General features: G+C 72.2%; 15 protein-coding genes, 1 pseudogene and 1 riboswitch. Of the genes and pseudogenes, 5 read left to right on the top strand and 11 right to left on the bottom strand.

The genetic code is table 11. The features are described 5' to 3' along the window. Positions 1-27: 27 nt before the first annotated feature. Together ACQEV2_RS25960 and ACQEV2_RS25955 are read right to left on the bottom strand one after the other, a co-directional pair. The gene (locus ACQEV2_RS25960; RefSeq protein WP_433046057.1) at positions 28-1,248 is read right to left on the bottom strand and encodes a cell division protein PerM; all 1,221 of its coding nucleotides are present in this window, start codon (positions 1,246-1,248) and stop codon (positions 28-30) included. After that, positions 1,244-2,311: pseudogene (locus ACQEV2_RS25955) on the bottom strand (cell division protein PerM); the annotation flags it as partial. The gene ACQEV2_RS25960 and the pseudogene ACQEV2_RS25955, both read right to left, overlap by 5 nt. Positions 2,312-2,407: 96 nt before the next feature. Here ACQEV2_RS25955 and ACQEV2_RS25950 point away from each other — a divergent pair. Further along, entirely contained in the window at positions 2,408-3,469 is a 1,062-nt protein-coding gene (locus ACQEV2_RS25950) for a helix-turn-helix domain-containing protein (RefSeq protein ID WP_433046054.1), read from the top strand. Positions 3,470-3,665: 196 nt separating this feature from the next. Here the strand turns inward: ACQEV2_RS25950 and sucD are convergent, their stop codons facing one another. From sucD to ACQEV2_RS25915, 7 genes are all read right to left on the bottom strand, one after another. Beyond that, on the bottom strand, positions 3,666-4,550 hold the full coding sequence (gene sucD, locus ACQEV2_RS25945; RefSeq protein ID WP_062151071.1) for a succinate--CoA ligase subunit alpha: 885 nt from the start codon (positions 4,548-4,550) through the stop codon (positions 3,666-3,668). A 28-nt stretch (positions 4,551-4,578) separates the two neighbouring features. Then, the gene (gene sucC / locus ACQEV2_RS25940; RefSeq protein WP_433046050.1) at positions 4,579-5,760 is read right to left on the bottom strand and encodes an ADP-forming succinate--CoA ligase subunit beta; all 1,182 of its coding nucleotides are present in this window, start codon (positions 5,758-5,760) and stop codon (positions 4,579-4,581) included. Positions 5,761-6,264: 504 nt separating this feature from the next. Further along, complete coding sequence (locus tag ACQEV2_RS25935; protein WP_433046047.1) at positions 6,265-8,424, bottom strand: hypothetical protein; 2,160 nt, start codon at positions 8,422-8,424, stop codon at positions 6,265-6,267. 274 nt (positions 8,425-8,698) lie between these two features. After that, positions 8,699-9,853, bottom strand: a complete 1,155-nt coding sequence (locus ACQEV2_RS25930) for a hypothetical protein (RefSeq protein WP_433046044.1) — start codon at positions 9,851-9,853, stop codon at positions 8,699-8,701. Between the two features lie 298 nt (positions 9,854-10,151). Beyond that, positions 10,152-11,327, bottom strand: a complete 1,176-nt coding sequence (locus ACQEV2_RS25925) for a VWA domain-containing protein (protein WP_433046041.1) — start codon at positions 11,325-11,327, stop codon at positions 10,152-10,154. A 148-nt stretch (positions 11,328-11,475) separates the two neighbouring features. Further along, positions 11,476-13,989: a DUF5682 family protein gene (locus tag ACQEV2_RS25920; RefSeq protein ID WP_433054764.1), complete on the bottom strand. Its 2,514-nt coding sequence runs from the start codon at positions 13,987-13,989 to the stop codon at positions 11,476-11,478. A gap of 431 nt (positions 13,990-14,420) precedes the next feature. Continuing rightward, a complete protein-coding gene (locus ACQEV2_RS25915) occupies positions 14,421-15,551 on the bottom strand; it encodes an AAA family ATPase (protein ID WP_433046038.1) in 1,131 nt (376 codons plus the stop codon). 165 nt (positions 15,552-15,716) lie between these two features. On the opposite strand from ACQEV2_RS25915, the gene ACQEV2_RS25910 reads away from it, so the two are divergent. Both ACQEV2_RS25910 and ACQEV2_RS25905 read left to right on the top strand, forming a co-directional pair. Next, positions 15,717-17,072: an SWIM zinc finger family protein gene (locus ACQEV2_RS25910; RefSeq protein ID WP_433046035.1), complete on the top strand. Its 1,356-nt coding sequence runs from the start codon at positions 15,717-15,719 to the stop codon at positions 17,070-17,072. A gap of 196 nt (positions 17,073-17,268) precedes the next feature. After that, complete coding sequence (locus ACQEV2_RS25905; RefSeq protein WP_433046032.1) at positions 17,269-18,939, top strand: DUF5691 domain-containing protein; 1,671 nt, start codon at positions 17,269-17,271, stop codon at positions 18,937-18,939. On the opposite strand, the gene ACQEV2_RS25900 is transcribed toward ACQEV2_RS25905, so the two are convergent. Further along, the gene (locus ACQEV2_RS25900) at positions 18,921-19,337 is read right to left on the bottom strand and encodes a cobalamin B12-binding domain-containing protein (protein ID WP_433046029.1); all 417 of its coding nucleotides are present in this window, start codon (positions 19,335-19,337) and stop codon (positions 18,921-18,923) included. The two genes, ACQEV2_RS25905 and ACQEV2_RS25900, sit on opposite strands and share 19 nt — an antisense overlap. 647 nt (positions 19,338-19,984) lie before the next feature. Here ACQEV2_RS25900 and ACQEV2_RS25895 point away from each other — a divergent pair. Then, positions 19,985-20,863, top strand: a complete 879-nt coding sequence (locus tag ACQEV2_RS25895; RefSeq protein ID WP_433046026.1) for an esterase/lipase family protein — start codon at positions 19,985-19,987, stop codon at positions 20,861-20,863. A gap of 308 nt (positions 20,864-21,171) precedes the next feature. Beyond that, positions 21,172-22,659, top strand: coding sequence for a M23 family metallopeptidase (locus ACQEV2_RS25890; protein WP_433054761.1), 1,488 nt, complete (start codon positions 21,172-21,174; stop codon positions 22,657-22,659). Between the two features lie 66 nt (positions 22,660-22,725). Here the strand turns inward: ACQEV2_RS25890 and pcrA are convergent, their stop codons facing one another. Then, positions 22,726-25,212, bottom strand: coding sequence for a DNA helicase PcrA (gene pcrA, locus ACQEV2_RS25885; RefSeq protein WP_433046023.1), 2,487 nt, complete (start codon positions 25,210-25,212; stop codon positions 22,726-22,728). Positions 25,213-25,597: 385 nt separating this feature from the next. After that, a riboswitch (cyclic di-AMP (ydaO/yuaA leader) is annotated at positions 25,598-25,753 on the top strand. Positions 25,754-25,760: the final 7 nt, after the last annotated feature.

The following is a 25,760-nucleotide window of genomic DNA, read 5'->3' as shown; positions in this document are numbered from 1 at the left end:
GCGGCTCCGCCACGGTTCCCCCGCAAGTCACTGCTGCTGGGATGCCGTGTCCTCAGAGGCGTCGCCGGGTGAATCCGGCTTCTCAAGGGCGCCGACCGCATCCGAGTCCTCGAGGGCGTCCGCTGAATCCGCGTCCCCACTGGCGCCCGACGACTCCGAGTCCTCAAGCGCATCCGACGGCTCCGACGCCTCCTTCATCGCCGCCCAACGCTCCGCACGGGAGGCGTCATCGTGCCAGGACGAGGACGAGGACGAGGACGAGGGCAAGGGCAGCGGCGAGGACGAGGGCGGCGGCTCGCTGGCCGGGAAGTCGTACGGCTCGAAGGTGGTGTCGTGGTCGTACTCCACGTACGGGATCTCCTCGTCGCGAGCCTCGTTCCACGTCTCCGAGTCGTCCTCCGCAGACCGAGCATCCCGACCGTCGCCGTGACGCGGAACAGCCTGGTCCTGCCCCAACACGACGTAGGGCGCGTCCTGGTCGTAAAGCATGCGCCCCGACCCCGATTCCGCAGTCGCCCCCTCATCCGCCTCCGACTCCCCCGCCCGCGACCACCACCGGCCCACCAACGGCAACCGCTCCCGCAACCGGCGCCCACCGACACCGCCCGAGCCGCCCACACCCGAACCCCCACCCGCCGCCCCGGCACCCCCCACACCCGAGCCGCCCTCCCCGGACACCTCCACCCGAGGCCTACCGATCCCGATCCGCGCCCCCTGCGCCTCACTCACGCCCCTCTCCCCCGCAGCCCGCCCCGCCGCCCGCCACCGCCACGCCCGCACCACCACAGCAACAGGAACCGCCGTCACCAGGACCCACCCCAGCGTCGCCGCCCCCACCTGCCACCACACCGGCCCGAACTGCGCCAGCACCCCAACCCCCAGCGGCCCACCCGACAGCGCAGCCACCACAGCGAACGCGACTCCGCAGAACACGGCAGCCTGCGCCGCAACCACCGCAGTGCGCCCACTCGACCAGACCACAACAGGCGCTTGCGCTCGCCCGGCCCGAGCCCCGCCCACCGCAGACGCCCGCCCGCCCTTGGTCCACCCTTCTTCGGGCCCCCGCCCGCCCTTGGTCCGCACTCCCTGAGTCACTCCCCCACCCCTGGACGGGCCTCCCTCAGCCACTCCCCCACCCCCGGGCCAACCCCCCTCGGACACTCGCCCACCCCGGGCCCGAAACCCCGTCGCACCCTGCGCCGAACTCTGCCCCTCATCCCCCAACCCCCGCCCGAGCCACCACCCCATCCCCACCGCCCACCGCCACCCTCGCCACAAACCACCCCACCACCACGCCCGCCACAACCGGCACCGCCCCAACCCCCCACTGCACCGGCCCCCAGACCCCCGCCCCCGGCACCGCCTCCAGCAACGGAAACGGCGGCAGCAACGGCGCGGGCGCCGAGGACACCGGCCCCACCACATGCCCCGCCCCGAGCACGAACCCCGGCCCCAGGGCATACGACGCCGCCCACACCGCCGCGTTCGGCACGAGCGCCGCGCACAGCAGCAGCACCGCGAACCGCCCCGACCAGCCCTCCGTCAGCTGCAGAAAGGACGCCCGCGCCGCCGCGCCGTGCCACACCAGCGACCCGCCCACCAGCACCGCCCCGCCCCCGACGAGCACGGCGACCCCGGCCCCCGCGGCCCGCCCGGCGACACCGAGCCGGGCCCGCGCCGTCACCCCGGGCACCAGCCGCCGCACCCTTCTCGGCAACGCGACCAGCACCCTCTCCACCACCTCGGGCGGCCGACCGCACCCCGCCCACACCCCGACCCCCGCCGCCACCATCACAACCACCGGCACCCACACCCCGGCCCACCACCACGCCGGCCGCAGATCCCCCCGCGCCGCGTACACCACGGCCGCCGCCCCGACCCCGAGGTACCCGAGCACGACGCCGGCCCACGCCGTACGCCCCGGCACGAGTGGCGCCCCCTCGCCCCCGTCCGCCGCCGCGTCCCGCGCCGCCCGGTGCACCAGCAGCACCGGTAGCACGAACAACAGCAACGGCGTGACACCGACCGGCGCGGGGACGCCGGAGAGGGTGTCGACGCGGACCAGTTCGGCGCCGTGCGCCAGCAGCCACAGCACAGCGGCGATCTGCAGCGCACTCCCCGGCCCGCTGTCCGGATACGGCGAACTGACCCACAGCACCATCACCAGCACCGCGAACACACCCAGCCCCAGCCCCGCCGCCACCGCACCGGCCATGAGACTGGCGGCCAGCCCGGGCGTTCGGCCGTGCATGCGCGTGTGCGGGGACGACGAGGACGTTCGACGAGCGGTCGTTTCGATCACGCCCGCCATGCTCCCAACGACACGCGCTTTCCCGTCGTAACGGGCGAACCTCCGATGTGTCGCTCAATATATGTTTATGTACTTTTTCGCACGAAAGGGCGCCCGGTGACGCAGACCTCTGCAACCCCGCTCCCCCCGCCCGAGGAGCGCCGACGCCTGCGTGAGGCCGCTTCATTGACGCAGGCTCAGGTCGCGGCACAGGTGGGCGCCAGCCGCGAGACGGTACGCGCTTGGGAGAACGGACGTACGACACCGCGCGGCCACAGGAAGGAGGCGTACGCCCAACTGCTCAGCTCGCTGGCAGCGCAGACGGCGGCTCAGGAGGCCGTGGGCGAAGCCGAGGTGACATGGCGTCAGCAGTCGACGCGCCCCCTCACCCCCGCCCAGGCCTTCGACGCGCTCTACGCCTTCTGCGCCCCCGCCCTCGTACGGCAGACGTACCTGCTCACCGGGCGCCGGGAACTCGCCCGCGAGTCGGTCGAGCGGGCCTTCCAATTCGCCTGGCAGCGCTGGCCGGAGGTGGCCCGCGACCGGGACCCGGCGGGCTGGGTGCGGGCGACGGCGTACGACTTCGCCCTCTCCCCCTGGCACCGGTTCCGCCCCCGCTACCGGCACCCCGAACCCCCGCCCGCCGACGCGTCCGACCGCGCCCTGCTGGACGTACTCCTCAAACTCCCGCCGCCGCAGCGCCGCGCGCTTCTCCTCTACGACGGTGTGGGCCTCGACCTGCCCGAGACGGCGGCGGAGTCGGAGGCGAGCACTCCGGCGACCGCGCGGCGCCTCCTGCACGCCCGCGCCGCTGTAGCCGACCGTCTCCCTGCCCTGTCCGACCCCACGGAACTCCACCGCCGCCTGGCCGAACTGGCCTCCGCGGAGCGCTTGCGCGCCGCCAAGCCGCCGACGGTCCGCGACAGCAGCGAACGCCGGGCCCGCTTCTGGACCCGAGCGGCGATCGCGTTCACGGTGACCCTCATCGGCACGACGGCGCTCACGCTGCGAACGGCTCCGACCCGGTACGAGCCGCCGGTGCCTCCGGGGCAGACGGTGCTCGGCGTACCGCCCAAGGTGGCGCCGGGGCCGTTGTCGGAGAGGGAGGTTGAGCTGCGGAGGAAGCTGCGGGAAGAGACCGCGAGCGGTCCGGTGAGGCTGGTTCCGGAGACCAGGTGAGGGATGCGGCGACCCGCCGTTGCGACTACGGCCGTTCGCCGGCTGCGGATACGTCGTGGCCGGTCGCGCCTACGCGGCGGTAGCCGCATATCGACACAGCCCCGCGCCCCTGGGGAGTAGCGAGCGAAACGCCGGTGGGCCCGCCCCCACGCGGGGAGCGGGCCCACCGGCGTTCAGCCAGCTGCCGTAACTACGCTCAGCCGCCCAGGATCTCGCGAGCCAGCTTGGCCGTCTCCGTCGGCGTCTTGCCGACCTTGACGCCCGCCGCCTCCAGGGCCTCCTTCTTCGCCTGGGCCGTGCCCGACGAACCGGAGACGATGGCGCCGGCGTGACCCATGGTCTTGCCCTCGGGCGCGGTGAAGCCCGCGACGTAGCCGACGACCGGCTTGGTCACGTTCTTCGCGATGAAGTCCGCGGCCCGCTCCTCGGCGTCGCCACCGATCTCACCGATCATGACGATCAGGTCGGTCTCGGGGTCGGCCTCGAACGCGGCGAGCGCGTCGATGTGCGTGGTGCCGATGATCGGGTCGCCACCGATGCCGACGGCGGTCGAGAAGCCGATGTCACGCAGCTCGTACATCATCTGGTACGTCAGCGTGCCGGACTTCGACACCAGGCCGATGCGGCCCGGCTTGGTGATGTCGCCCGGGATGATGCCGACGTTCGACTGGCCCGGGGTGATGATGCCGGGGCAGTTCGGGCCGATGATGCGGGTCTTGTTGCCCTTCTTGCCGGCGTACGCCCAGAACGACGCCGAGTCGTGCACGGCGATGCCCTCGGTGATCACGACGGCCAGCGGGATCTCGGCGTCGATGGCCTCGACGACCGCGTCCTTGGTGAACTTCTCCGGCACGAAGATGACGGAGACGTTGGCGCCGGTCTTCTCGATGGCCTCCTTGACGGTCCCGAAGACGGGTACCTCGGTGCCGTCGAAGTCCACGGTCTGACCCGCCTTGCGCGGGTTGACGCCGCCCACGACGTTCGTGCCGTCACCGAGCATGAGCTTGGTGTGCTTCATGCCGGTGGCGCCGGTCATGCCCTGGACGATGACCTTGCTGTCCTTGTTGAGCCAGATAGCCATGGTGTGTTGGTGTCCTCGTCCTGAGTGCTTACTTGGCGGCGTGGGCCAGCTCGGCGGCCTTGTCGGCCGCGCCGTCCATGGTGTCGACGCGCTGGACCAGCGGGTGGTTGGCGTCGGTGAGGATCTGCCGGCCGAGCTCGGCGTTGTTGCCGTCGAGGCGGACGACCAGCGGCTTGGTGACGTTCTCGCCGCGGTCCTCGAGGAGCTTCAGGGCCTGGACGATGCCGTTGGCGACCTCGTCACAGGCGGTGATGCCACCGAAGACGTTGACGAAGACGGACTTGACGTCCGGGTCGCCGAGGATGATCTCGAGACCGTTGGCCATGACCTGGGCGGAGGCGCCACCGCCGATGTCCAGGAAGTTGGCCGGCTTGACGTTGCCGTGCTTCTCACCGGCGTAGGCGACGACGTCCAGGGTGCTCATGACGAGACCCGCGCCGTTGCCGATGATGCCGACCTCGCCGTCGAGCTTGACGTAGTTGAGGTTCTTCTCCTTGGCGGCGGCCTCGAGCGGGTTGGCCGCGGCCTTGTCGTGGAGCTCCTCGTACTCGGGGTGACGGAACTCGGCGTTGTCGTCGAGCGACACCTTGCCGTCGAGGGCGATGACCTCACCGGAGGCGACCTTCGCGAGCGGGTTGACCTCGACGAGGAGGGCGTCCGACTTGATGAAGGTGTCCCACAGCTTGATCAGGACGTTGGCGACCTTGTCGGCGACCTCGGCCGGGAACTTCGCCGCGGCCACGATCTCCTGGGCCTTGGCCTCGTCCACGCCGTCGATGGCGTCGATCGCGATCTTGGCGACGGCCTCCGGGCGGGTGGCCGCCACCTCCTCGATCTCCATGCCGCCCTCGACGGAGGCGATGGAGAGGAAGGTGCGGTTGGCACGGTCGAGGAGGAAGGAGACGTAGTACTCCTCCAGGATCTCCGGGGCCGTCTCGGCGATCATCACCTTGTGGACCGTGTGGCCCTTGATGTCCATGCCGAGGATGTCCGTCGCGCGGGCGACGGCCTCGTCGGGGGTGGCGGCGAGCTTCACGCCACCGGCCTTGCCACGGCCGCCGACCTTCACCTGGGCCTTGACGACGGACTTGCCACCGAGACGCTCGGTGGCTGCGCGGGCCGCCTCAGGCGTGTCGATGACTTCACCGGCCAGCACCGGTACATCGTGCTTGGCGAAGAGGTCCCTCGCCTGGTACTCGAACAGGTCCACGCGCTTCCGTCCCTATCAGTGATCTCGCGGTTCGTTGGATGCGTGGGCGTGCCGCGAAGGGCAACGTGACGGTCCGCATGTGTCACAAGGGAGGCGCACACGGTGTCCGAGCGCGCGGCATGTCCGTCTCGCAGGTTATCGCTGCTTGCGGGGGGCCTCTAAATCGCGGGTCACACCTGAGCGGTGATACCTGTCACATGATGCCGCGATCAGCAAAGATCTCTGGCACGGCGTGCCGAGTGTGAGGAATCGGGAACACGACGCGGAAGGACCTCACCGGGCTGGGGTTGACCCGGTGAGGTCCCTTGAACAGCCCGAAGGGGCACGAATGGGCCGCCCCTGTGGGCTCCGGCCGGGTGCTCCCCACCCCAATGGGGAGCACCCGGCCGTTCCGCGGGGTTCCGGTCGGAACAGCCGACGGCTTTCGGCCGTCCGGGGCCGTCTGCCCCGCGGAGTCGGTCGGTCGCCACCCGGGCGACTTGGGTGACCCGGGTGACTTGGGGGTCAGACGCCGTACGGGTTGCCGTAGTGCAGGTCGTGTGCGGCCTGAGCGTCGTGCACATAGCCCGGGGTGGCCGAGTGGGCCACGCCCTGCACGCCCGCGACGGCGTTGCCGGCCAGCGGGCCGGCCGAGTGCTGGACCGTGCCGTTCAGGTCCGCGGCGAAGGGCGCGACCTGGCCCGCGACGCCGTGGGCGAAGGGGTCGGCCTCGCCGACGACGCCGCCCGCGAAGGGCCGCACGTCGTCCGCGATGCCGTACGCCAGGGTCGTGGCGCTGCCGCCGACGCCCTGCACGACCGGCTGGACGGTGTCCATGACCGCGTCGACGACGGGCTGCACGGCGCCGCTGACGCCGTACGCGAACGGCTGCACATGCCCGGTGACGCCCTCGGCGAAGGGGACGGCCTGCCCGGCGACCCCGTGCACGAAGGGGTCGACCTCGCCGACGACCCCGCCCGCGAAGGGCCGCACGTCGCCGGTCACGCCGTACGCCAGCGCACCCGCGTCCGCGACGGCCTGCCCGGCGACCGGCACGACGCCGTGCACGGCGGTGTCGGCGACGGGCGGCAGGACGGTGCCGGTGCCGTCTCCGGCGACCTGGCCGACCAGACCGGTGGCGTACGGCGGTACGTCCGCGGCGACGCCCTGCGCGACCGGCTGCACGTCGGCGACGGCACCGGAGGCGATGGGCCGGACGTCGGCGACGGTGCCGTAAGCGAGGTCCTGGACATCGCCGACCGCGCCGTGGGCCACCGGCTGCACACCCTGCACGACCCCGCCGACGACCGGCTGGACCCCCTGGACGGCACCGGCGGCGACCGGCTGGACGCCCGCGACGGCCCCGGTGGCCACGGGCTGGACGTCGGCCACGACGCCGTACGCCAGCGCGGTCGCGGCGTCGACCGTGTGACCGGCGGTCCGGGCGACCCCGGCCACGGTGCCCTGGGCGACCGGAACCGCGCCGTCCACCGCCTGGCCGACGACCGGCTGCACGCCGGCCACCGCGCCTGCGGCCACCGGCTGGACGCCGGCCACCGCGTTCCCGGCGACCGGGGTCACCCCGGCCACGGCGCGGGTGGCGGCGGGAGCGACACCGGCGACGGCGTGCTGGGCGACCGGGACGACGCCCGCGACGGCGTGTCCGGCGACGGGCACCACGCCGTTCACGGCCTCGGTGACGATCGGCGGGACGACCGCGTCGGCGGTCTGCTCGACGACCGGGGTGACGGTGCCGGGGACGGTGCTGACCGTGCCGACGACCTTCTGCTGCACGCCGCCGACGGTGCCGGTGACGTGGCTGGGGACAGCGGAGACCGAGGCCTCGGCGGCCGCCTTGGCCGCGGTGGCCTTGCCGGTGGCGGTGGACTGCGCGTCCGCTGCCGTGGCGGTGGCCTTGCCCTGGACGTGGGTGACGGCGGCCCGGGCGACGTCCTGCACGCCCGCTCCGGTGCGCCCCGCGCCCGCGACGGCGTACTGCGCCTTCGTCCGGACGACGCCCTCGGCGCCCTGCGCCTGCGAACGCGCCGCTGCCTGGGTGCCCTGCAGCTTCGTCTGGGCGGCGGCGAGCGCCTGTTCCAGCTCGGGGGCGAAGGCGGCGAGGGGGCCGAAGAGGTAGTCGATGGCGTCGGGGAGGTGCGGGGCGTCCTCGGGCGCGTTCCCGACGTCGGCGGCGGACCCGGAGACCTGGGCCTCGGCCTGCCCGGCGGCCTTCAGCGCCGCCTTGTCCGCGCGGGCGGACTTGGCGCCCTGGATGACCTGGGCCGCGCCCTTGGCCTTGGTGGCCTTGGCGGCGGACGGGACCGTGACCTCGGCGTCGACATATCGGCGGGCCTGGTCGGCGGTGCTCACGGGAGCCGTCCTGGCCGTGCCGACAGCCGTGCCGGCCGTGTCGGTGACCGTGCCGGTGGCGCCGTCGGTGACGCCGGAGACGGTGCCCGTCACGTCGGAGACGACGCCGTCGACGGTGTCGGTGACCACGCCGAGCAGGCCCGTGGCGTCAGCGCTGTCGGCCGTGACGTTCGCGTCGGTTGCGTCGGTGGTCGTGTCCGGTACGGAGAGGGTGGAAGCGGGCAGCTCGTCCGCGCTGGCGACGGTCGAGCCGAGCGCCCAGGCGCCGGTGACACCGGCGGCTATGACGATCGAACGGCGGATGTTCTTGTTCATGCGTGCGTCGGATCCCTAGATCTCGGGGCTCCGAAGGCTCCCGGAGGAACGGAGTTGGGAAAGACTCCGGGGCTTCGGACGGTTTGGGGACATTCCGGTGCCTGTTTCGGTCGCGGTCCGGGGAGTTGGGGACCAGCGGGACCGGGTACGGCTCCGGCGGCTTCCGTCCGGGGGATGTCGGGGACATCCGGGAACTGGGGGGTCCGGACGGGCGGGCAGACCTGTTTCCGCCCCCGCGCGGCAGGTCTACGGCGGGGAGGGTCGGCCTACTGGCCTACGCGGGGGAAACCGGAATGTCCCCGTGCCTGTCCTGGATCTCGTCCGCGACGGTGCGCGCGGCGGCGCCGGGCACCAGCCGCAGGGGCGCCCGACGGCTCAGCGACACGGCGTGTACGTCCCCGTGCCGCGACGTGTTGTTGTCACCCGCCGAACGGCTGCCCACCACGCCGCCCGGGTGATCGGCCGGCGCCGGGTGCACGGGGGCGTAGCCGGAACGCACGACGCGGTGTCCGTCGTCGGCTGCCGAGGCGTCGGCCGCTGCGGCACCGGCGACGAACCGCGGACCGTAGGTGCCGGGAGCGGCGGAGCCGGTACGGCCCTCGTCGTCGCGTATGTCATCAGCGGCGGGCGCCTCCGCTCCCGGCCGCGGCGCCGTGGTGACGGGCGCGGGCAGGGTCTGGCCCGGTACGCCGGGGAGAGTCGGAGCTCCGGGGAGGCCCGGTGCACCGGGCAGGCCGGGTATCTCGAACCCCGGCAGGCTCGGCCAGGTCGGCGACTCCGGCGCCGTCGGCAGCACCGGTAGCGACGGCAACGAGGGCAGGGAGGGCAAGGACGACAGCGGCGGCGCCTCGGCCAATCCCGCGGTCACCGACTCGACGACGTCCCTGACCGGCTCGAGGACGCGCTCACCGACGCCCTGGCCGACACGGTCGGTCACGGGACGGAGGACTTGGTCGCCGCTGCCGTCGGTGTTGTCGGTGCCGTCGGTGTCGTGGGTGCCGTCAGTGTCGTGGGTGCCGTCAGTGTTGTCGGTGCCATCGGTGGCGGCGTCTTCGGTGCCGTCGGTGGAGCCGTCTTCGGTGGCGTCGGTGGCGGCGGCGTCAGTGCCGTCGGTGGGGTGCGTGGCCGGGGCGCCGGAGGCCGGGGTGCTGGAGGCCGGGGGCTGTGCAGTTGCCGGGTCGGCCGGGGCTTGCGGGCCGGGCTTGCCGGGGGCCGGCGCACCGGCCTCGGCCGCGTCGGTCACCAACCGCTCGACCGACGAAGTGCCCGTGCCCACCGACACCCCGTCCGCCGCATACGCCCGCTCCCCGCAGAGGAAGCCGAGCGCGAACAGGCCACCCACCAGCAACCCCACCTGCAGCGCACGCCGTCCGGCCGCCGTGCGCAGGACGCGCAGAGCGGCTAGCGGCAAGGCGGCTGGCCAGGTCAAGGCGAGGTGGGTCCTCCCGTGCGGCGGAACGAGGTACACGTGACGAGCAAGGAGTCGGCGCGACGCGGTACGGACGAGCGGGGCGCGGCGCACCGCTGCAGAGGCGTCGATCCTCGCACGCCTGTCCGGCGGTCGCGCAAGCCCCCCGCTACCGATGGGTAGTCATGTCCGTTTTGCTGGCCCAAGTCGGTCGTCACCAGGTCGACAAATCACCGGCATATCCACGCCATTGCTCCCCTCGATTTCTCTCCTCTGTCTCCCCGGCTTCTCTTCTCATTTGTCTCCCCGGCTTCTCTCATCATTTGTCTCCCCGGGCGGCATCCGGCACCGGAATCGGCCGCTTCTCGATGGCCGCCGCCATCACCTCCGGGAACAGGTCGGGCGTACAGGCGAAGGCCGGTGCGCCCAGCGCCGCGAGCGCGGCTGCGTGTTCCCGGTCGTACGCCGGCGCCCCCTCGTCCGACAGCGCCAGCAGCGCCACGAACTGCACGCCGGACGCCTTCATCGCGGCGACCCGCTTGAGCATCTCGTTCCGTATGCCCCCCTCGTACAGGTCGCTGATCAGCACGACCACCGTCTCCGCGGGCCGGGTGATCTGCGACTGGCAGTATGCGAGCGCCCGGTTGATGTCCGTGCCGCCCCCGAGCTGGGTGCCGAAGAGGACGTCGACCGGGTCGTCCAGCTGGTCGGTGAGGTCGACGACGGATGTGTCGAAGACCACGAGCCGCGTGTTGATGGACCGCATGGACGCCAGCACGGCCCCGAACACCGACGCGTACACCACCGACGCCGCCATCGACCCCGACTGGTCGATGCAGAGGACGACCTCTTTCTTCACGGACTGCGACGCCCGCCCGTACCCGATGAGCCGCTCCGGCACGATCGTCCGGTACTCCGGCAGGTAGTGCTTGAGGTTGGCCGCGATCGTGCGGTTCCAGTCGATGTCGTGGTGGCGTGGCCGGGTGATGCGGGCGCTGCGGTCCAGGGCGCCGGTGAGAGTGGCCCGGGTACGGTTGGCGAGCCGCTTCTCCAGGTCCTCGACGACCTTGCGCACGACGGCCCGTGCCGTCTCCTTCGTGGTTTCCGGCATCGCCCTGTTGAGCGAGAGCAGCGTGCCGACGAGGTGCACGTCCGCCTCCACCGCTTCCAGCATCTCCGGCTCCAGCAGCAGCGTGGACAGACCGAGCCGGTCGATGGCGTCCCGCTGCATGACCTGGACGACGGACGACGGGAAGTACGTCCGGATGTCCCCGAGCCACCGCGCCACGGACGGCGCCGAGGCCCCCAGCCCCGCCGAACGGTCCTTCCCCGACTGCGCCTTGTCCCCCTTGCCGTAGAGAGCGGTCAGCGCCCCGTCCATCGCCGCGTCCCGCCCGGAGAGCGCGCACCCGGTGCCGTCGGCGTCGTTCCCGCCCAGCACCATCCGCCACCGCCGCAGCCGCTCCCGCGCCGGATCCATCGCCTCGGTCGTCATCGGCACGCTCCCTTGCGAGGCCGCTCCCACAACGGGATCACCGGCACGGTCGCCGTTGGCCCGCGTTGCGCCGGGAACACCTGCGGTTGTCCGACGGCGCCCACCGCCCCGGCCCTCGCCTTCGGCTCCCTCATTCCGTCAGTGGTCATCACGTCGCCCCCACAAGGTCGTTGTCGGCAAGGTCGTTCCCTGCGTCCGCTTCCACTCCCCCGAGCCCCAGCAGCAACCGCACGACTGGCAACACGGCGTCCGCCCGCTCGACATCGAGCTCGGCGGCGAAGCCGGGTATGCCGGGCCCGCCGGTCCCCGCGCTCCTCTGCTCCCCCGGCCCGCGCCGGACCAGCTCGCCCAAGGTCCGCCGCACCCCCGGCTCATACGCCGAGAACGTGCGCCTCAGCAGCGGCAGCACATCCGTGAACGCCTCCGCCGACACTCCCGTCAGCCACGCATCGACCAGCCCGAGCAGCCGCTCGTCGTGCACGAGCAGCATCCCGCCACCGGAGCCACCACCGACGAAGCCCTCGATCCACGCGGCCGCGTCCCCCGGCGGCGTCCCCGGCGACAGGGCGAGCCCCATCAACCGCGCCGCCTCGGCCTGCGCCAACTCCCCGTCGTCCAGCAGCAGCCGTACGGCACGCCCCCGGATGACCCCGGGCACGGTGTCCCGCGCGGACAGCACTCGAAGTACCCCGTGCCAGCGGTTGCGGAGGTCACTGTGGACGTGTGCGGCTGAGTCGCCCGGGCCACCCTGCCCCGAACCCGCCGCATCGCCCAGCAACCCCACCGCCCCATGCACCGCGTCCACATGCCGCCGCATCTCCTCGGCCGCGTCCGCGTCCAGGGCGGCGCAGGCGGGGGGCAGGCCGACGAAGATGCGCTCGGCGAGGCCCGCGGCAACCTCCGCGAGCGCCCCGGTGTCCGTGCCGCGTACGTCGCCGTACCGCAGGGAGCGGACCAGTGCGGGCAGGGCCTGGGCGAGGTGGCCGACGTCGGCGTCGAGGGCGGCCCGGTCGGCGAGGATCCGCATAACCGCGGGCAGTGCGTCCGGCAGTTCGGCGAGCAGGCAGCGCTCGGCGAGTGCGGTGACGTCGGCGAGGCCCTGCGCGGCGACGGCGTCCGCCTCCGCCTTGGCGGTCGCCGCGGCGAACACGGTGGTCCCCCACACCCCGGCCTCCGCGACCCGCACGGACAGCTCGGGCTCCCACCGCAGCCGCCACGTCTCCCGGAACGTCCCCGTACTGCCCCGCGACGCGATCGGCTCTCCCCACTGCACGCCGAGCAGCCGCAGCCGGTGCAGCAGCCTGCTGCGCTCGGCGTCGTTCTCCTTGCGCAGGTCGAGCTCCAACTCCCGCTCCAGCGCCTCCGGCTTGAGCCGCAGCCGGCGCTGGATCCGGTCGAGGTCCCGCTGCAACGGCACCGCCGGCGCCGACCGCGGCACCTCCCCCAGCACGTCCCCCACGACGAGCCGGTCGTGCACCAGCGCCAACGGCACGTCCGAGCCTTCGCACATCACCGCCCGCACCGCGTCGGTCGTCTCGCTCAGCCCCGGCAACGGACGCCCCCGCATCGCCGCGAGCGTCTCCGCCAGCCGTACCGCCTCGATGACGTGCGCCGAGGACACGATCCGGTCCTCGTCCCGCAGCAGCCCCGCCACCTTGGTCATCCACCGCTCGACCGGACGGTCCGGCGCGCCGAAGAGGTGCCCGTACCAGCCCGGCGAGTCGATCCCCGCCCCGTATCCGCTGGCCCGAGCCAACCGGCGATACGTCCACGGCACCCAGGTCATGTCCGCCTTGACCTTGAGCAGCCCCTTCAGCAGTGCCTTGTCGGCGGCCACGGTGCTCTTCTGCCGCAGCGCGGGCACATGCCACGCCCCGCACACGACGGCCACCTCGTCACCGAACTCCCTCTGTGCAGCCCGCACTTGGAGCCGCATATACGCCTCCCGCACGAGATCCCGCTCATGCCCGCCGCTGCCGTACGCCTCCCGCAACGCCCCCATGGCCTCCTCGAGCCCGAGAAACGGCGCGAACGCGTCCCCGTTCCCCACGCCCCGGTGCTCGACGACGTCCTCCCACCACCGCTCGGGATCGTCGTAGCCGGCGGTTTCGGCGAGCACGGCGAGAGGGTCGAGCCGGACATCGGCACGTTGATCACTCTCGTCCGGCCTTCCCTTGTCGGCCGAGCCGGGCGCGGGCACAGGGCCTCCCGCCCCATCGGCGTCAGCCGGCTCGCCGTCCTGGACGCCGCCCTCGGCTCCCGGCTGAGCGTCGGCATCCGGCTCGCGCCTCTCACCCGACTCCGCATCGAGCACGACCTCATCCTGCTTTCCCCACGCCAGTGTGTGCATGGCCGGCAGATCGATGAAGCGGGCCGGGACGCCGTGCTCCAGAGCCCAGCGGATCGCGACCCACTCCGGGGAGAACTCGGCCAGCGGCCAGAAGGCCGAGCGTCCGGGCTCGTCCACGGCGTGGGCGAGGAGGGCTACCGGCGGCCGCATGGACTCGTCGGCGGCGAGCGGGATCAGGGCATCGGCCTCGGGCGGTCCTTCGATGAGCACGATGCGCGGCCGGGCCGCGTCCAGCGCCGCCCGCACGGCCCGCGCCGATCCGGGCCCGTGGTGCCGCACGCCGAGCAGCAGCGGCCCCGGTGGCTTCGGCATCGGGGCGCGTACGGCCTCGCTGTCCGAGCAGCCCGCCGGCAGATCGCCCGCCCGATGGACGCCCGCCTCCAGGCCCTCGCTCCTGGTCCTGTCCATGCCTGTCACGCCGTCCCCCTCGGTCACAACTCTTCGACGACGACGGCAACGACACCGTCGCGCTCGCCCCACGGCCTACGCACCCCGGTCACCCCTCACAGCCCGCTCCCCTCTTCTCCGCAGCCACGGGACGGAGCCTCCGGCCACGCCCTCCTCGCCGCACTCGCGACCAGGAGGGCGTCGCCTCCCCTCACCGTCCGGGCCTCATCCGTCCCTCACGGGCCACCGCCGAGCCCCGGCCGTCGGCCTCTCCATCCACCGTCATGGCTCCTCGGTCACGGAGCCGCCGGACTTCGATCCGCCGCTCGGGCGGCCCCACCCCAGGTCGTCGTCGTTCATGCGCTCACCTCCCGGCACGCCCGGTAGAAGTCCGTCCAGCCGTCCCGCTCGCGCACGACCGCCTCCAGGTACTCCTGCCAGACGACCCGGTCGGCCGCCGGATCGCGGACGACGGCGCCGAGGATGCCCGCGGCGACGTCACCGGGCCGCAGCACCCCGTCGCCGAAGTGGGCGGCCAGAGCAAGGCCGCTGGTGACGACGGAGATCGCCTCGGCCGTCGACAGCGTGCCGCTCGGCGACTTCACCTTGGTGCGGCCGTCGGACGTCACCCCGTCGCGCAGCTCACGGAAGACGGTCACCACGCGGCGGATCTCGTCGATGCCGTCGGGCGCGGCCGGCAGGTCGAGGGAGCGGCCGATCTGGTCGACCCGGCGGGAGACGATGTCCACCTCGGCCTCGACGCTCTCCGGCAGCGGCAGCACGACCGTGTTGAAGCGGCGGCGCAGGGCGCTGGAGAGGTCGTTGACGCCGCGGTCGCGGTCGTTGGCCGTGGCGATGAGGTTGAAGCCGCGGACGGCCTGCACCTCCTGCCCCAACTCCGGTATCGGCAGTGTCTTCTCCGACAGGATCGTGATCAGCGTGTCCTGCACGTCGGCCGGAATACGGGTCAGCTCCTCGACGCGGGCGGTCATCCCCTCCGCCATGGCCCGCATGACCGGGCTGGGCACGAGGGCGTCCCGGCTCGGCCCGTGCGCGAGCAGCTGCGCGTAGTTCCAGCCGTACCGGATCGCCTCCTCCGGCGTGCCCGCCGTGCCCTGCACCAGCAGCGTCGAGTCGCCGCTGACCGCCGCGGCCAGGTGCTCGGAGACCCAGGTCTTCGCGGTGCCGGGCACCCCGAGCAGGAGCAGGGCTCGGTCGGTGGCGAGCGTGGTGACGGCGACCTCGACGATGCGGCGCGGGCCCACGTACTTCGGTGTGATCACCGTGCCGTCCGGCAGCGTGCCGCCGAGCAGATACGTGGCCACGGCCCACGGCGACAGCTTCCAGCGGGCCGGGCGCGGGCGGTCGTCCTGCGCGGCCAGCTCGGCGAGTTCATGGGCGAAGGCGTCCTCGGCATGCGGTCGCAACGCCACGGACGGTTCCGCCTCCCCCGCTTCGACGGATGTCGGTTCTACGGACACAGGCATGGCAAAGTCCCCCTCAGCTCGGCCGGTTCAGCCGTTTCGGATCTGGCATCCACGTTGCACCACGCCACTGACAATGCGTTCCGACCTGCGCAAACGCGCTCGCAGGGCCGCTCGCGGGCCCCGCGCCCCGGCCGATTGTCAGTGGTGGGATCTACCTTCGATGGCATGACTCAGCAGGGGGTGCGCTGGACCGCGGACCAGGTGCTGGCGCTGGCGCCTGACGCCGCGTCACGCAAAGCGGGAAGCAAACTCGGCGCGGCAGGGCCGTGGTCCGAGGCGGGGAGTTCCGACGAGGGGACGGTGTGGGGGCTGTGCAAGGGCAGTGGCAGCAAGCCGTATCAGACGGTCATCGACATCGCGGACGCGTCCGGCCCCGCGTACAAGTGCAGTTGTCCGAGCCGGAAGTTCCCGTGCAAGCACGCGCTCGGGCTGCTGCTGCTCTGGGCGGGCGGGGACGGTGCCGTGCCGCCCGGGCCGCCGCCGGACTGGGCGGAGCAGTGGATAAAGGGGAGAAAGCAGCGCGCGGAGGAGAAGCGGACTGCGGGGGCGTCCGGTTCCTCGTCGGGGACCGGTGACCCGGAGGCGGCGCGGCGCAGGGCGGAGCGCCGGGCCGTGCGGGTCACCGCGGGGGCGACGGAGCTGGAGCAGCGCTTGACGGACCTGCTGCGCGGCGGCCTGGCCGGCGCGGAACAGGCGGGGTACGGCTTGTGGGAGGAGACGGCGGCCCGCATGGTCGACGCCCAGGCCCCCGGACTGGCCGCCCGGGTACGGGAACTGGGGGCGATCCCGGCGTCGGGCCCCGGCTGGCCGGTGCGCCTGCTGGAGGAGTGCGCCCTTCTCCACCTCCTCGACCAGGGGTGGCTGGGCCGCGAGCGACTGCCCGACGGCCTGGCGGACACGGTCCGCTCCCGCATCGGCCTGCCCGCCTCGGCGGACGGCCCGCCCGTGCGGGACCGCTGGCTGGTCCTCGCCCAGTACGACACGGCGGACGTGAAACTGACGACGCGCCGGATATGGCTGTACGGCGCCGACTCAGGCCGTACCGCACTGCTCCTCTCTTATGGGGCGGCCGGCCGGGCACCCGAGCTCGCCCTGCCCGTCGGTCTGACCCTGGAGGCGGAGGTGTCGGCGTATCCGGGGGCCGGGCAGCTGCGGGCGGCCCTGGGCGAGCAGTTCGCACCGCCCGCTCCGGCGGCGATACGGCCGCCGGGCGTGACGACGGACGAGGCGACGGCCCGTTACGGCGAGGCGCTCCGCGATGATCCATGGCTGGACTCCGTCCCGGTGACCCTGGACCGGGTCGTGGCGGCCCCGGACGGCGACTCGTGGCAGCTGGTGGACGCCGACGCAGACACGGCCCTGCCGCTCACCCCCGCCGCCAGAGCCCGCCCGGGCCTGTGGCGCCTGGTCGCGCTGTCGGGCGGCGCTCCGATCAAGGTCTTCGGGGAGTGCGGCCACCGCGGCTTCACCCCGTTGACGGCCTGGCCGGAGGGCGCGGGCGAGGCGGTGCAGCTGTGCTGACCGGCACGCTCGTCGCGGCGACCGTGCGACACCTGCCGCCCGCCGCCCAGCACCCTGGCGGCACGCCCACCCGTCACGCCGGCCACCCGACCAGGACAGCCCTTCACCCACTCCACGGCACCCGGCACGAAGGCAGAGCAGGCACGAACGGCACAGTCCGCATAGACGGCACACAAGACAGAGAGGAAGGACCCTCATGAACAGCCCCTCCGTTCCTGTGGATTCGCCGCCGCCGAGCGCCTGGGAGGAACTGGTCACGGCCGCCCTGCTCGGCACGGACCGGCGCACGCCCCCGGGCTGCGAGCCGGGCCGGGATGCGCCGACAGCGCTGCTGGACGCGGCGGCCGTGGAGACCGTACGGCGGCGGGCGGGGCTGCGGCCGGCGCGAGCGGCGCAGCGGCCGCAGCCGGCTCCCGAGGATCCGCGTCCCGCGCTGCCCCCGGCAGCAGCCCGCAGGCTGGCGATGCTGCTGGCCGACCGTCCCGGCGCGGCCGGTGGCGGCCGCAGAGGCACGGCACCGGACCTCATGGAGCTGCTCCCCCAGTGGCTCGCGACGGCGAACGACCGGGGTTTCGCGCCGCCCCCTCAGGCGCTTCCCGCGCTGCTGGACGCGGCGCGGGGGCGTACGGATCTACGGCCGGCGGCGCTGACGTTCGCCGGTCCACGGGCGGTGTGGCTCGCCCGGCTGAACCCTGACTGGCGCTTCGCCCTGCGCGCGGCACCCGGCGGGGGCGCGGCCCTGCCGCGCCTCGAGGACGCGGTGGAGGTCCAACAGCTGTGGCAGGAGGGGCTGTTCGCCGAGCGGGTCGCCCTGCTCTGCGCGATACGGGCGCGTGAACCCGCCGCCGCGCGCGAGCTGCTGGCCACTACATGGGCGACGGAGCGGGCCGAGGACCGGCTGATGTTCCTCGACTCGCTGCGGACCGGGCTGGGCCCGGCGGACGAGCCGTTCCTGGAGCAGGCGCTGGCCGACCGGAGCCGTAATGTCCGGGCGACGGCGGCGGAGTTGCTCTCGGCGCTGCCGGGTTCGGCGCTCGCCGCGCGGATGGCGGCGCGCGCCGGGGCGTGCGTGGCGCTGGACCACACGCAGCAGACGCCGACGATCAGTGTCGAGGCACCCCACCAGTGCGATGCGGGCATGGAGCGCGATGGGGTAGTGGCCAAGGCTCCGGCAGGGCGGGGTGAACGGTCCTGGTGGTTCGGTCAGTTGGTGGAGGCGACACCGCTGGGTGCGTGGCCGGGGCGGATCGGGGGGCGTACGCCTCGGGAGATCGTGGAGCTTCCGGTGGCGGACGACTGGCAGAGCGAGCTGCACGCGGCCTGGTGCCGGGCGGCGGTACGGCAGCGGAACGCCGAGTGGGCGCGGGCGCTTCTCGGGTCGCCCTCGGCACCCGAGGCCGGCGGGCCGGGCGCGGTGTCCCTGGCCGAGCGGGCGAAGCTGCTCGGCACGCTGGGCTCCGCCGAACGGGCCGAGTGGGTCGCCGGGTTCATCGCGACGCACGGTCTGTCCGAGGCGTTTCAGCTGCTCGGGGTGTGCGCGGTGCCGTGGGCGGCACCGCTCGGGCGCGCGGTGGTCGACGCGCTCAACATCGCGCGGGACGCGGGGAGTTATCCATGGAGTTTCAGTGGCGTGATGGGCCTGGCCGAGCGCTGCCTCGACCCGGCCGAGGCGAGCCGCCTCGACGGCCTGCTGGCGGTTCCGGACGAACCGGAGGACGCATCACCGGGGGCAGGCGGGTACTGGGCGGAGGCTTTCCAGCGACTGGTTACGACGTTGCGGTTGCGGGCGGCCATGATCGAGGAGCTGGATCCGGCGCTCACTCCGGCCCACCCGCACCCCACGACGGCCTACGCTCCCGCCGGCTGACGCACGTTCGCCCGCACCCAGTCCACGATCGCCTGCGTCGTCGCCCCAGGCGTGAAGATCTCCGCGACGCCCTTCTCCTTCAGCGGCGGAATATCTGCTTCCGGGATGATTCCGCCACCGAAGACAAGAATGTCCTCCGCGTCCCGCTCCTTGAGGAGGTCGATCACCGCGGCGAAAAGGGTGTTGTGGGCGCCGGAGAGGATCGAGAGGCCGATCGCGTCGGCGTCCTCCTGGATCGCGGTGTCGACGATCTGCTCGGGTGTCTGGTGGAGCCCGGTGTAGATGACCTCCATGCCGGCGTCGCGCAGCGCCCGCGCGATCACCTTGGCTCCCCGATCGTGGCCGTCGAGCCCCGGCTTGGCCACCACGACGCGGATCGGACCGGCTGCCACACCCATCACTGCCTCCATGAAGCGACTACATCCATCCGTACCGACAAGTACTGCCCATATACGAGTTATGCCGCACACGGCGCACATGTCATACATGGTGCGCGTATCACGCGTTTCCGCCGCTCACCGCGCCGGACGCGCCTCCACGGCACGGACGCCTGGGCCACACCGCCCGGGGAAGTGAACGAACGTTATCTCCAGCATCCCGCAAGCGGCAGTTTCGCGGTGCAGACCGAGGGGGAAATCACACGGTGGGACACGTTCGCCGCGCACCGTTCCACATCACTGCGGCACACGGGCCGCAGCAGTTTGCGGTACACGCGTCGCAGCGGGACCACGCGCAACGGGAGCCGCAACGAGGTCGCCGCACCACCGCGCCGCAGGGCCGCGCGACGTGGCGGTGCGGCGCATCGACGGTGGTACGAAGGGCACGTAGGGCAGGTAAGGCACGACAGCGGGGAGCCTCGTCGCCACACCGGCAGGGAGCCTCGTCACGTCACCGGCGCGCCAAGGCCGATCAGGCCGACTCGCGTCACGTGCCTCGCCTGCCCCATGCACCCTCCGCTCGCCCCGCCGGCCACCTCGGCCGCGACTTCCCACGAGGGCACACGGGGGCCGGAGCCGTCCTCCTGCGTGCCGCAAGGAGGTCGGCCATGAAGGTCACCGGGGCAGTACTCCCCTTTCTCCCGCTCTGCCGGCGCCTGCTCCCAAGCAGGCTCGCCGGTCTCTCCCTGGCCCTGCTCAAGGCGACCGCCCTGGAGATCGCGATCCTCGCCGGACACCTGCTCCTCTACCCCTCCGGCATCACGCAGGAACGCCGGTCCACCCCCACACTCCCCGCGCAGGGCTCCCCTGACGTCCGGGGCACGACCCAGCTGCCGACGGAGACCAACCCCCCGGTAGTCCTGCTGCACGGTTTCATAGACAACCGCTCGGTCTTCGTCCTGCTGCGCCGCAGCCTCGCCCAGCACGGCAGGCACCAGATCGAGTCGCTCAACTACTCCCCGCTGACCTGCGACATCCGCATCGCCGCGGAACTGCTCGGCCGGCACATAGAGGAGATCTGCGAGCGCACCGGCAACCGGCAGGTCGACATCGTCGGCCACAGCCTCGGCGGGCTCATAGCGCGTTACTACGTGCAGTGTCTCGGCGGCGACCTCAGGGTCCGCATGCTCGTCACGCTCGGCACGCCGCACTCCGGCACCAGTGTCGTCCCGCTGGCGAACGCGCACCCGATCGTCCGTCAGATGCGCCCCGGATCACCGGTCCTCGAGGAACTGGCCCGCCCCGCGCCCGGCTGCCGTACGCACTTCGTGAGCTTCTGGAGCGACCTCGACCACCTGATGGACCCGCTGGAGACGGCCTGCATCGACCACCCGGACCTGATGGCGCAGAACGTCCGCGTGAGCGGCATCGGCCACCTCGCCCTGCCGGTGCACCCCGCCGTGGCGACCGGAATACGGCAGGCCCTCGACACGGCAGGGACAGAAACAGAAGCCGCCACCCAGGCCGGCGGCCTCACCGTGGCATGACCGGCACCCCTCGACAGCCCCACCGACGGCGCCCCGGCGACACCTTCCGCATCAGCCTCACCACGTGAATCACACCCGCCACACAGCCTCGGGACAGCCGAGCGACATCGAACAACCTTCGAACACAAGGCCAAACTCGCGCCCACAGTCCGCCAAAACACGGCCGAATGCCCGTTTCCTGCGCGCGCGAAACCTGCCGAAGATTGTCGTGCCCGCATACCGCCGGGTACAGTCGCCGCACTGCTCTGGCAGCCCCTGTTGTCGAGGCGAGAGAGAAGTTGGTGAACGATCGTCACCCGTCGGGGACCATGACCTCCCCGGCTCCGGCTTCCGATGCCGCCTCGGCGCACTACGCGTCGTACGGCGCCCAGGAAGCCCACTACGGTGACTCCACGACGTACGGCACGTACGGCACCACTGGTTTCGACGCCGCCGGCCACACCACCACGACCTTCGACGCGGACCCCCTGTTCGGCTGTCTCCCCGGCGAGAGCACGGGCGCGTACGACGCCACGCAGTGGTCCACGGGCAGCCAGCAGACGCTGAACTACGACGCCTACGCGGCCCAGCACCACGCCGCCTACGACACCGGCGCGTACGACACCACCGGCTGGGCAGTCGATCACCAGCAGCTTCCCTTCGTCCCGCACCAGGCCACCGGCCACGACACCTCCGGGCAGTGGGACGCGAGCGCCTGGCTCCAGCCCGACCAGTCCGGCGCCCCGGCCGACCAGACCCAGCAGTGGGAATGGGGCACGCAGACCTTCGAGACGGGCACGTACGACGCCACCCAGTGGAACGCCGACGGCGGCACCACGCAGACGGCCGACGAGTACGAGCAGTCAGCAGAATCCTTCGAGCAGCAGGCGACCGCGCACTTCGAGCAGATCGAGCACGGCGTCCCCGTCGGCTACGACGACTCCGCGACCGGCTACGACCACCCCGCGCAGGACGACACCGACCTGACCGCCACCGGCGGACTCCCCGACGCGGCCCCGCTCCTCGACGACCAGGAAGAGGCCACCCCGGCCCCCTCCCCGCGCGCCGCCTCCCGCAGCGGGTCCCGCTCCCGCCGCCGTACGCCTCCCAAGCGCTCGGCGCTGCTGACGGTCGCCGTGCCCTCGGCGTGTGTGATGGGCGTCGCGGGGATCGCCGCCGCCTCCGTCGGCACCCTGACCGGCGACAAGGACACGTCGACGACGGCCTCGGACGGCGAGGCGGTGAAGCCGTCCACCGCGAACAACAAGCTGGACGCCCAGCTCGAGACCCTCGCCGCCGGCGCCGACGACTTCGCCGACCGGGCCAGCCGTACACAGGAGCGCATCGACCTCAAGGCCCAGCGGGCGGCGGAGAAGCGGAAGGCCGCCGAGGAGGCGGCCCGCAAGGAGCGGCTGCGCCCGAAGTTCGCGATTCCGGTCGCGCAGCACGGCCTCAGCGCCTACTTCGGCCAGTCCGGCATCAACTGGATGTCGATCCACACCGGCATCGACTTCCCCGTCTCGTACGGCACGACCGTCATGGCCGCGACCGACGGCACCGTCCGCACGCAGTGGAACAGCGCCTACGGCAACATGATGATCGTGACCGCGAAGGACGGCACGGAGACGTGGTACTGCCACCTCTCCAGCTACCGCGTCGCCTCCGGTACGACGGTGAAGGCCGGCGACCCCATCGCGTACTCCGGCAACTCCGGCAACTCCACCGGCCCGCATCTGCACTTCGAGGTCCGGCCGTCCGGCAGTTCGCCGATAGACCCGCTCTCCTGGCTGCGCAGCCACGGCCTGGAACCGTCGTAAGGCAGCGCACACCACTCACCCTGTGAACCCCCGCCATTGCGGCGGGGGTTCAGTGCTCCAGGGAAGCTAGAGCTTCTCCACCGGCGCATACCGCAACAGCAACCGCTTCGGCTTGGTGTCCCCGAAGTCGATCGTCGCCTCGGCGTTCGCGCCCGTGCCCTTCACCGCCATCACGGTGCCGAGTCCGAACTGGTCGTGCGTGACCCGGTCCCCGACCGCGAGCTGGACGACCGGCTTCTCCGAGGTGCGGCGCGTGGCGAAGCCGGACGCGCCCGACGCCGAGGAGCGCGAGCGGGACGACGACAGGGAGGCCGCCACGCCCGCCGCGGGACCGGAGGACATGGGCGCGGTCGCCCCCGTCCGCTTCCAGTCCACGTGCGCCGCCGGGATCTCCTCCAGGAAGCGGGAGGGCGGGTTGTACGACGGCTGCCCCCACGCGCTGCGCATGGACGAGCGCGTCAGATACAGCCGCTCACGCGCGCGCGTGATGCCGACGTACGCCAGCCGCCGCTCCTCCTCCAGCTCCTTGTTCTGGCCGAGGGCGCGCATGTGCGGGAAGACGCCGTCCTCCATGCCGGTGAGGAAGACGACCGGGAACTCCAGACCCTTGGCGGTGTGCAGGGTCATCAGGGTGATGACGCCGGAGCCGTCCTCGTCCTCGTCCGGGATCTGGTCGGAGTCGGCGACGAGCGCGACCCGCTCCAGGAAGTCCGCGAGCCCGCCGGAGGCCTCGCCCTCGCCCGACTCCTGCTCGAACTCCAGGGCCACGGCCGCGAGTTCCTGAAGGTTCTCGATGCGGGTCTCGTCCTGAGGATCCGTGGAAGCCTGCAACTCGGCGAGATAGCCGGTCCGTTCGAGCACCGCCTCCAGGACGGTGGCCGGCCCGGCACCCGACTCGACGATCGTACGGAGCTCCTCCATCAGCGTGTTGAACCGCTTGACGGCATTGGTCGACCGCGCGGCCATGCCGTACGCCTCGTCCACGCGCCGCAGCGCCTGCGGGAAGCTGATCTTCTCCCGCTGCGCAAGGGCGTCGATCATCGCCTCGGCGCGCTCGCCGATGCCCCGCTTGGGCACGTTCAGGATCCGCCGCAGCGGCACGGAGTCCTCGGGGTTGGCCAGCACCCGCAGGTAGGCCAGCACGTCCCGGACTTCCTTGCGCTCGTAGAACCGGACCCCCCCGACGACCTTGTAGGGCAGGCCGACGCGGATGAAGACCTCTTCGAAGACACGGGACTGGGCGTTCGTCCGGTAGAAGACGGCGACGTCCCCGGCCTTCGCCTCGCCCGCGTCCGTGAGGCGGTCTATCTCGTCGGCGACGAACTGCGCCTCGTCGTGCTCGGTGTCCGCGACATAGCCCGTGATCCGCGCCCCCGCACCCGCATTGGTCCACAGGTTCTTGGGCCGACGCGACTCGTTGCGCTCGATCACCGCGTTGGCGGCGGAGAGGATCGTCTGCGTCGAGCGGTAGTTCTGCTCCAGCAGGATCGTCGTCGCGTCCGGGTAGTCCTCCTCGAACTGGAGGATGTTGCGGATGGTGGCGCCGCGGAAGGCGTAGATCGACTGGTCGGCGTCACCCACGACGCACAGCTCGGCGGGCGGGATGTCGTACTCGCTCGGCGGCACGTCCACCGGGTGCTCGCTGGTACCGACGAGCTCGCGCACGAGCGCGTACTGGGCGTGGTTGGTGTCCTGGTACTCATCTACCAGGACGTGCCGGAAGCGGCGGCGGTAATGCTCGGCGACGTCCGGGAAGGCGCGCAGCAGATTGACCGTCGTCATGATCAGGTCGTCGAAGTCGAGGGCGTTCGCCTCGCGCAGCCGCGGCTGATACAAGGCATAGGCCTGGGCGAGGGTCTTCTCGAAGCCGTCGCTCGCCTGCGCCGCGAAGTCCTCCTCGTCGATCAGCTCGTTCTTCAGGTTGCTGATCTTGGCACTGAAGGACTTGGGCGGGAACCGCTTCGGATCAAGATCCAGATCCCGGCACACGAGCGCCATCAGCCGCTTGCTGTCGGCGGCGTCGTAGATCGAGAACGACGACGTGAACCCGAGCTTCTTGCTCTCCCGCCGCAGGATGCGCACGCACGCGCTGTGGAAGGTCATCACCCACATCGCGTTCGCCCGCGGGCCGACGAGCTGCTCGACGCGCTCCTTCATCTCGCCCGCGGCCTTGTTGGTGAAGGTGATCGCGAGGATCTGCCCCGGATGCACATTCCGCTCCGCCAGCAGATGGGCGATGCGATGGGTGAGCACACGCGTCTTGCCGGACCCCGCGCCGGCCACGATGAGCAGCGGACTGCCGGAGTGGACGACGGCGGCGCGCTGGTTGTCGTTCAGCCCTTCCAGGAGCGCGGCCGCGTCGATGGCCGGGCGCGGGGCGCCGTCGCGGTAGTAGGCGTCCCGGTCCGGAGGCACGTCGAACTTCCCGCCGAACAGATCGTCCGGAACCGGTTCCGGAGAGTGATCGTCCTCGGGCGGTGGCGGGGATTCCTCCTCGTGGGCCCGTGGGGCCTGGAGGTCCGCCAGGAAGCTGTCGTCAAAGAGGCTGCTCATCGCTCTCCGAGTCTAGGGCGCCCCACTGACAGCCCGCCGCCGCCCTGAGAACATCGCCTGTTTCCGAGCCCGATGATCTTCCGAAACCCGCCCACCCGACGGAATCTCACCCTGCAGAACCACCCTGCCACGGCCCGTGATCAAGACTTAAATATGGCACAAGCCGCCCAGACAGGCGTATACGCCGCCACATACCCCAGAGACCTCAAATCACCACAAACACACCGTCACCCATCGTGATCGGCGACGCTCTGACTCAAGGTCACGAAAATGTATCGGGCATATCGAACATCAACCTTCACAGGGGCCACACGAGTTGGCTACCGTGCCGGGCAGGCCGTACGACCCCCACCGGCGAACGTCGCCGGGCCGCACGGCCTCCGCCGAGTCCGGTACGCCGCACTGCGACCGGAGCCGGGGACCCACCGAACCCGGGGTGAATCGGCCGGACTTCCCTCCCGGGACCGGCCGTAGGGCAACCCTTCCGGAACCACCCGCCCGAACCCGACAGCTAACTCGGTAGGCGGAGCACGGAAGGAGTCGCCTCC

The sequence above is a fragment of the Streptomyces sp. CA-251387 genome (assembly GCF_050936625.1).
Taxonomy (GTDB): domain Bacteria; phylum Actinomycetota; class Actinomycetes; order Streptomycetales; family Streptomycetaceae; genus Streptomyces.
Note: the sequence above shows the minus strand (reverse complement) of the source record. Positions and strands in the feature narration are given on the sequence as shown.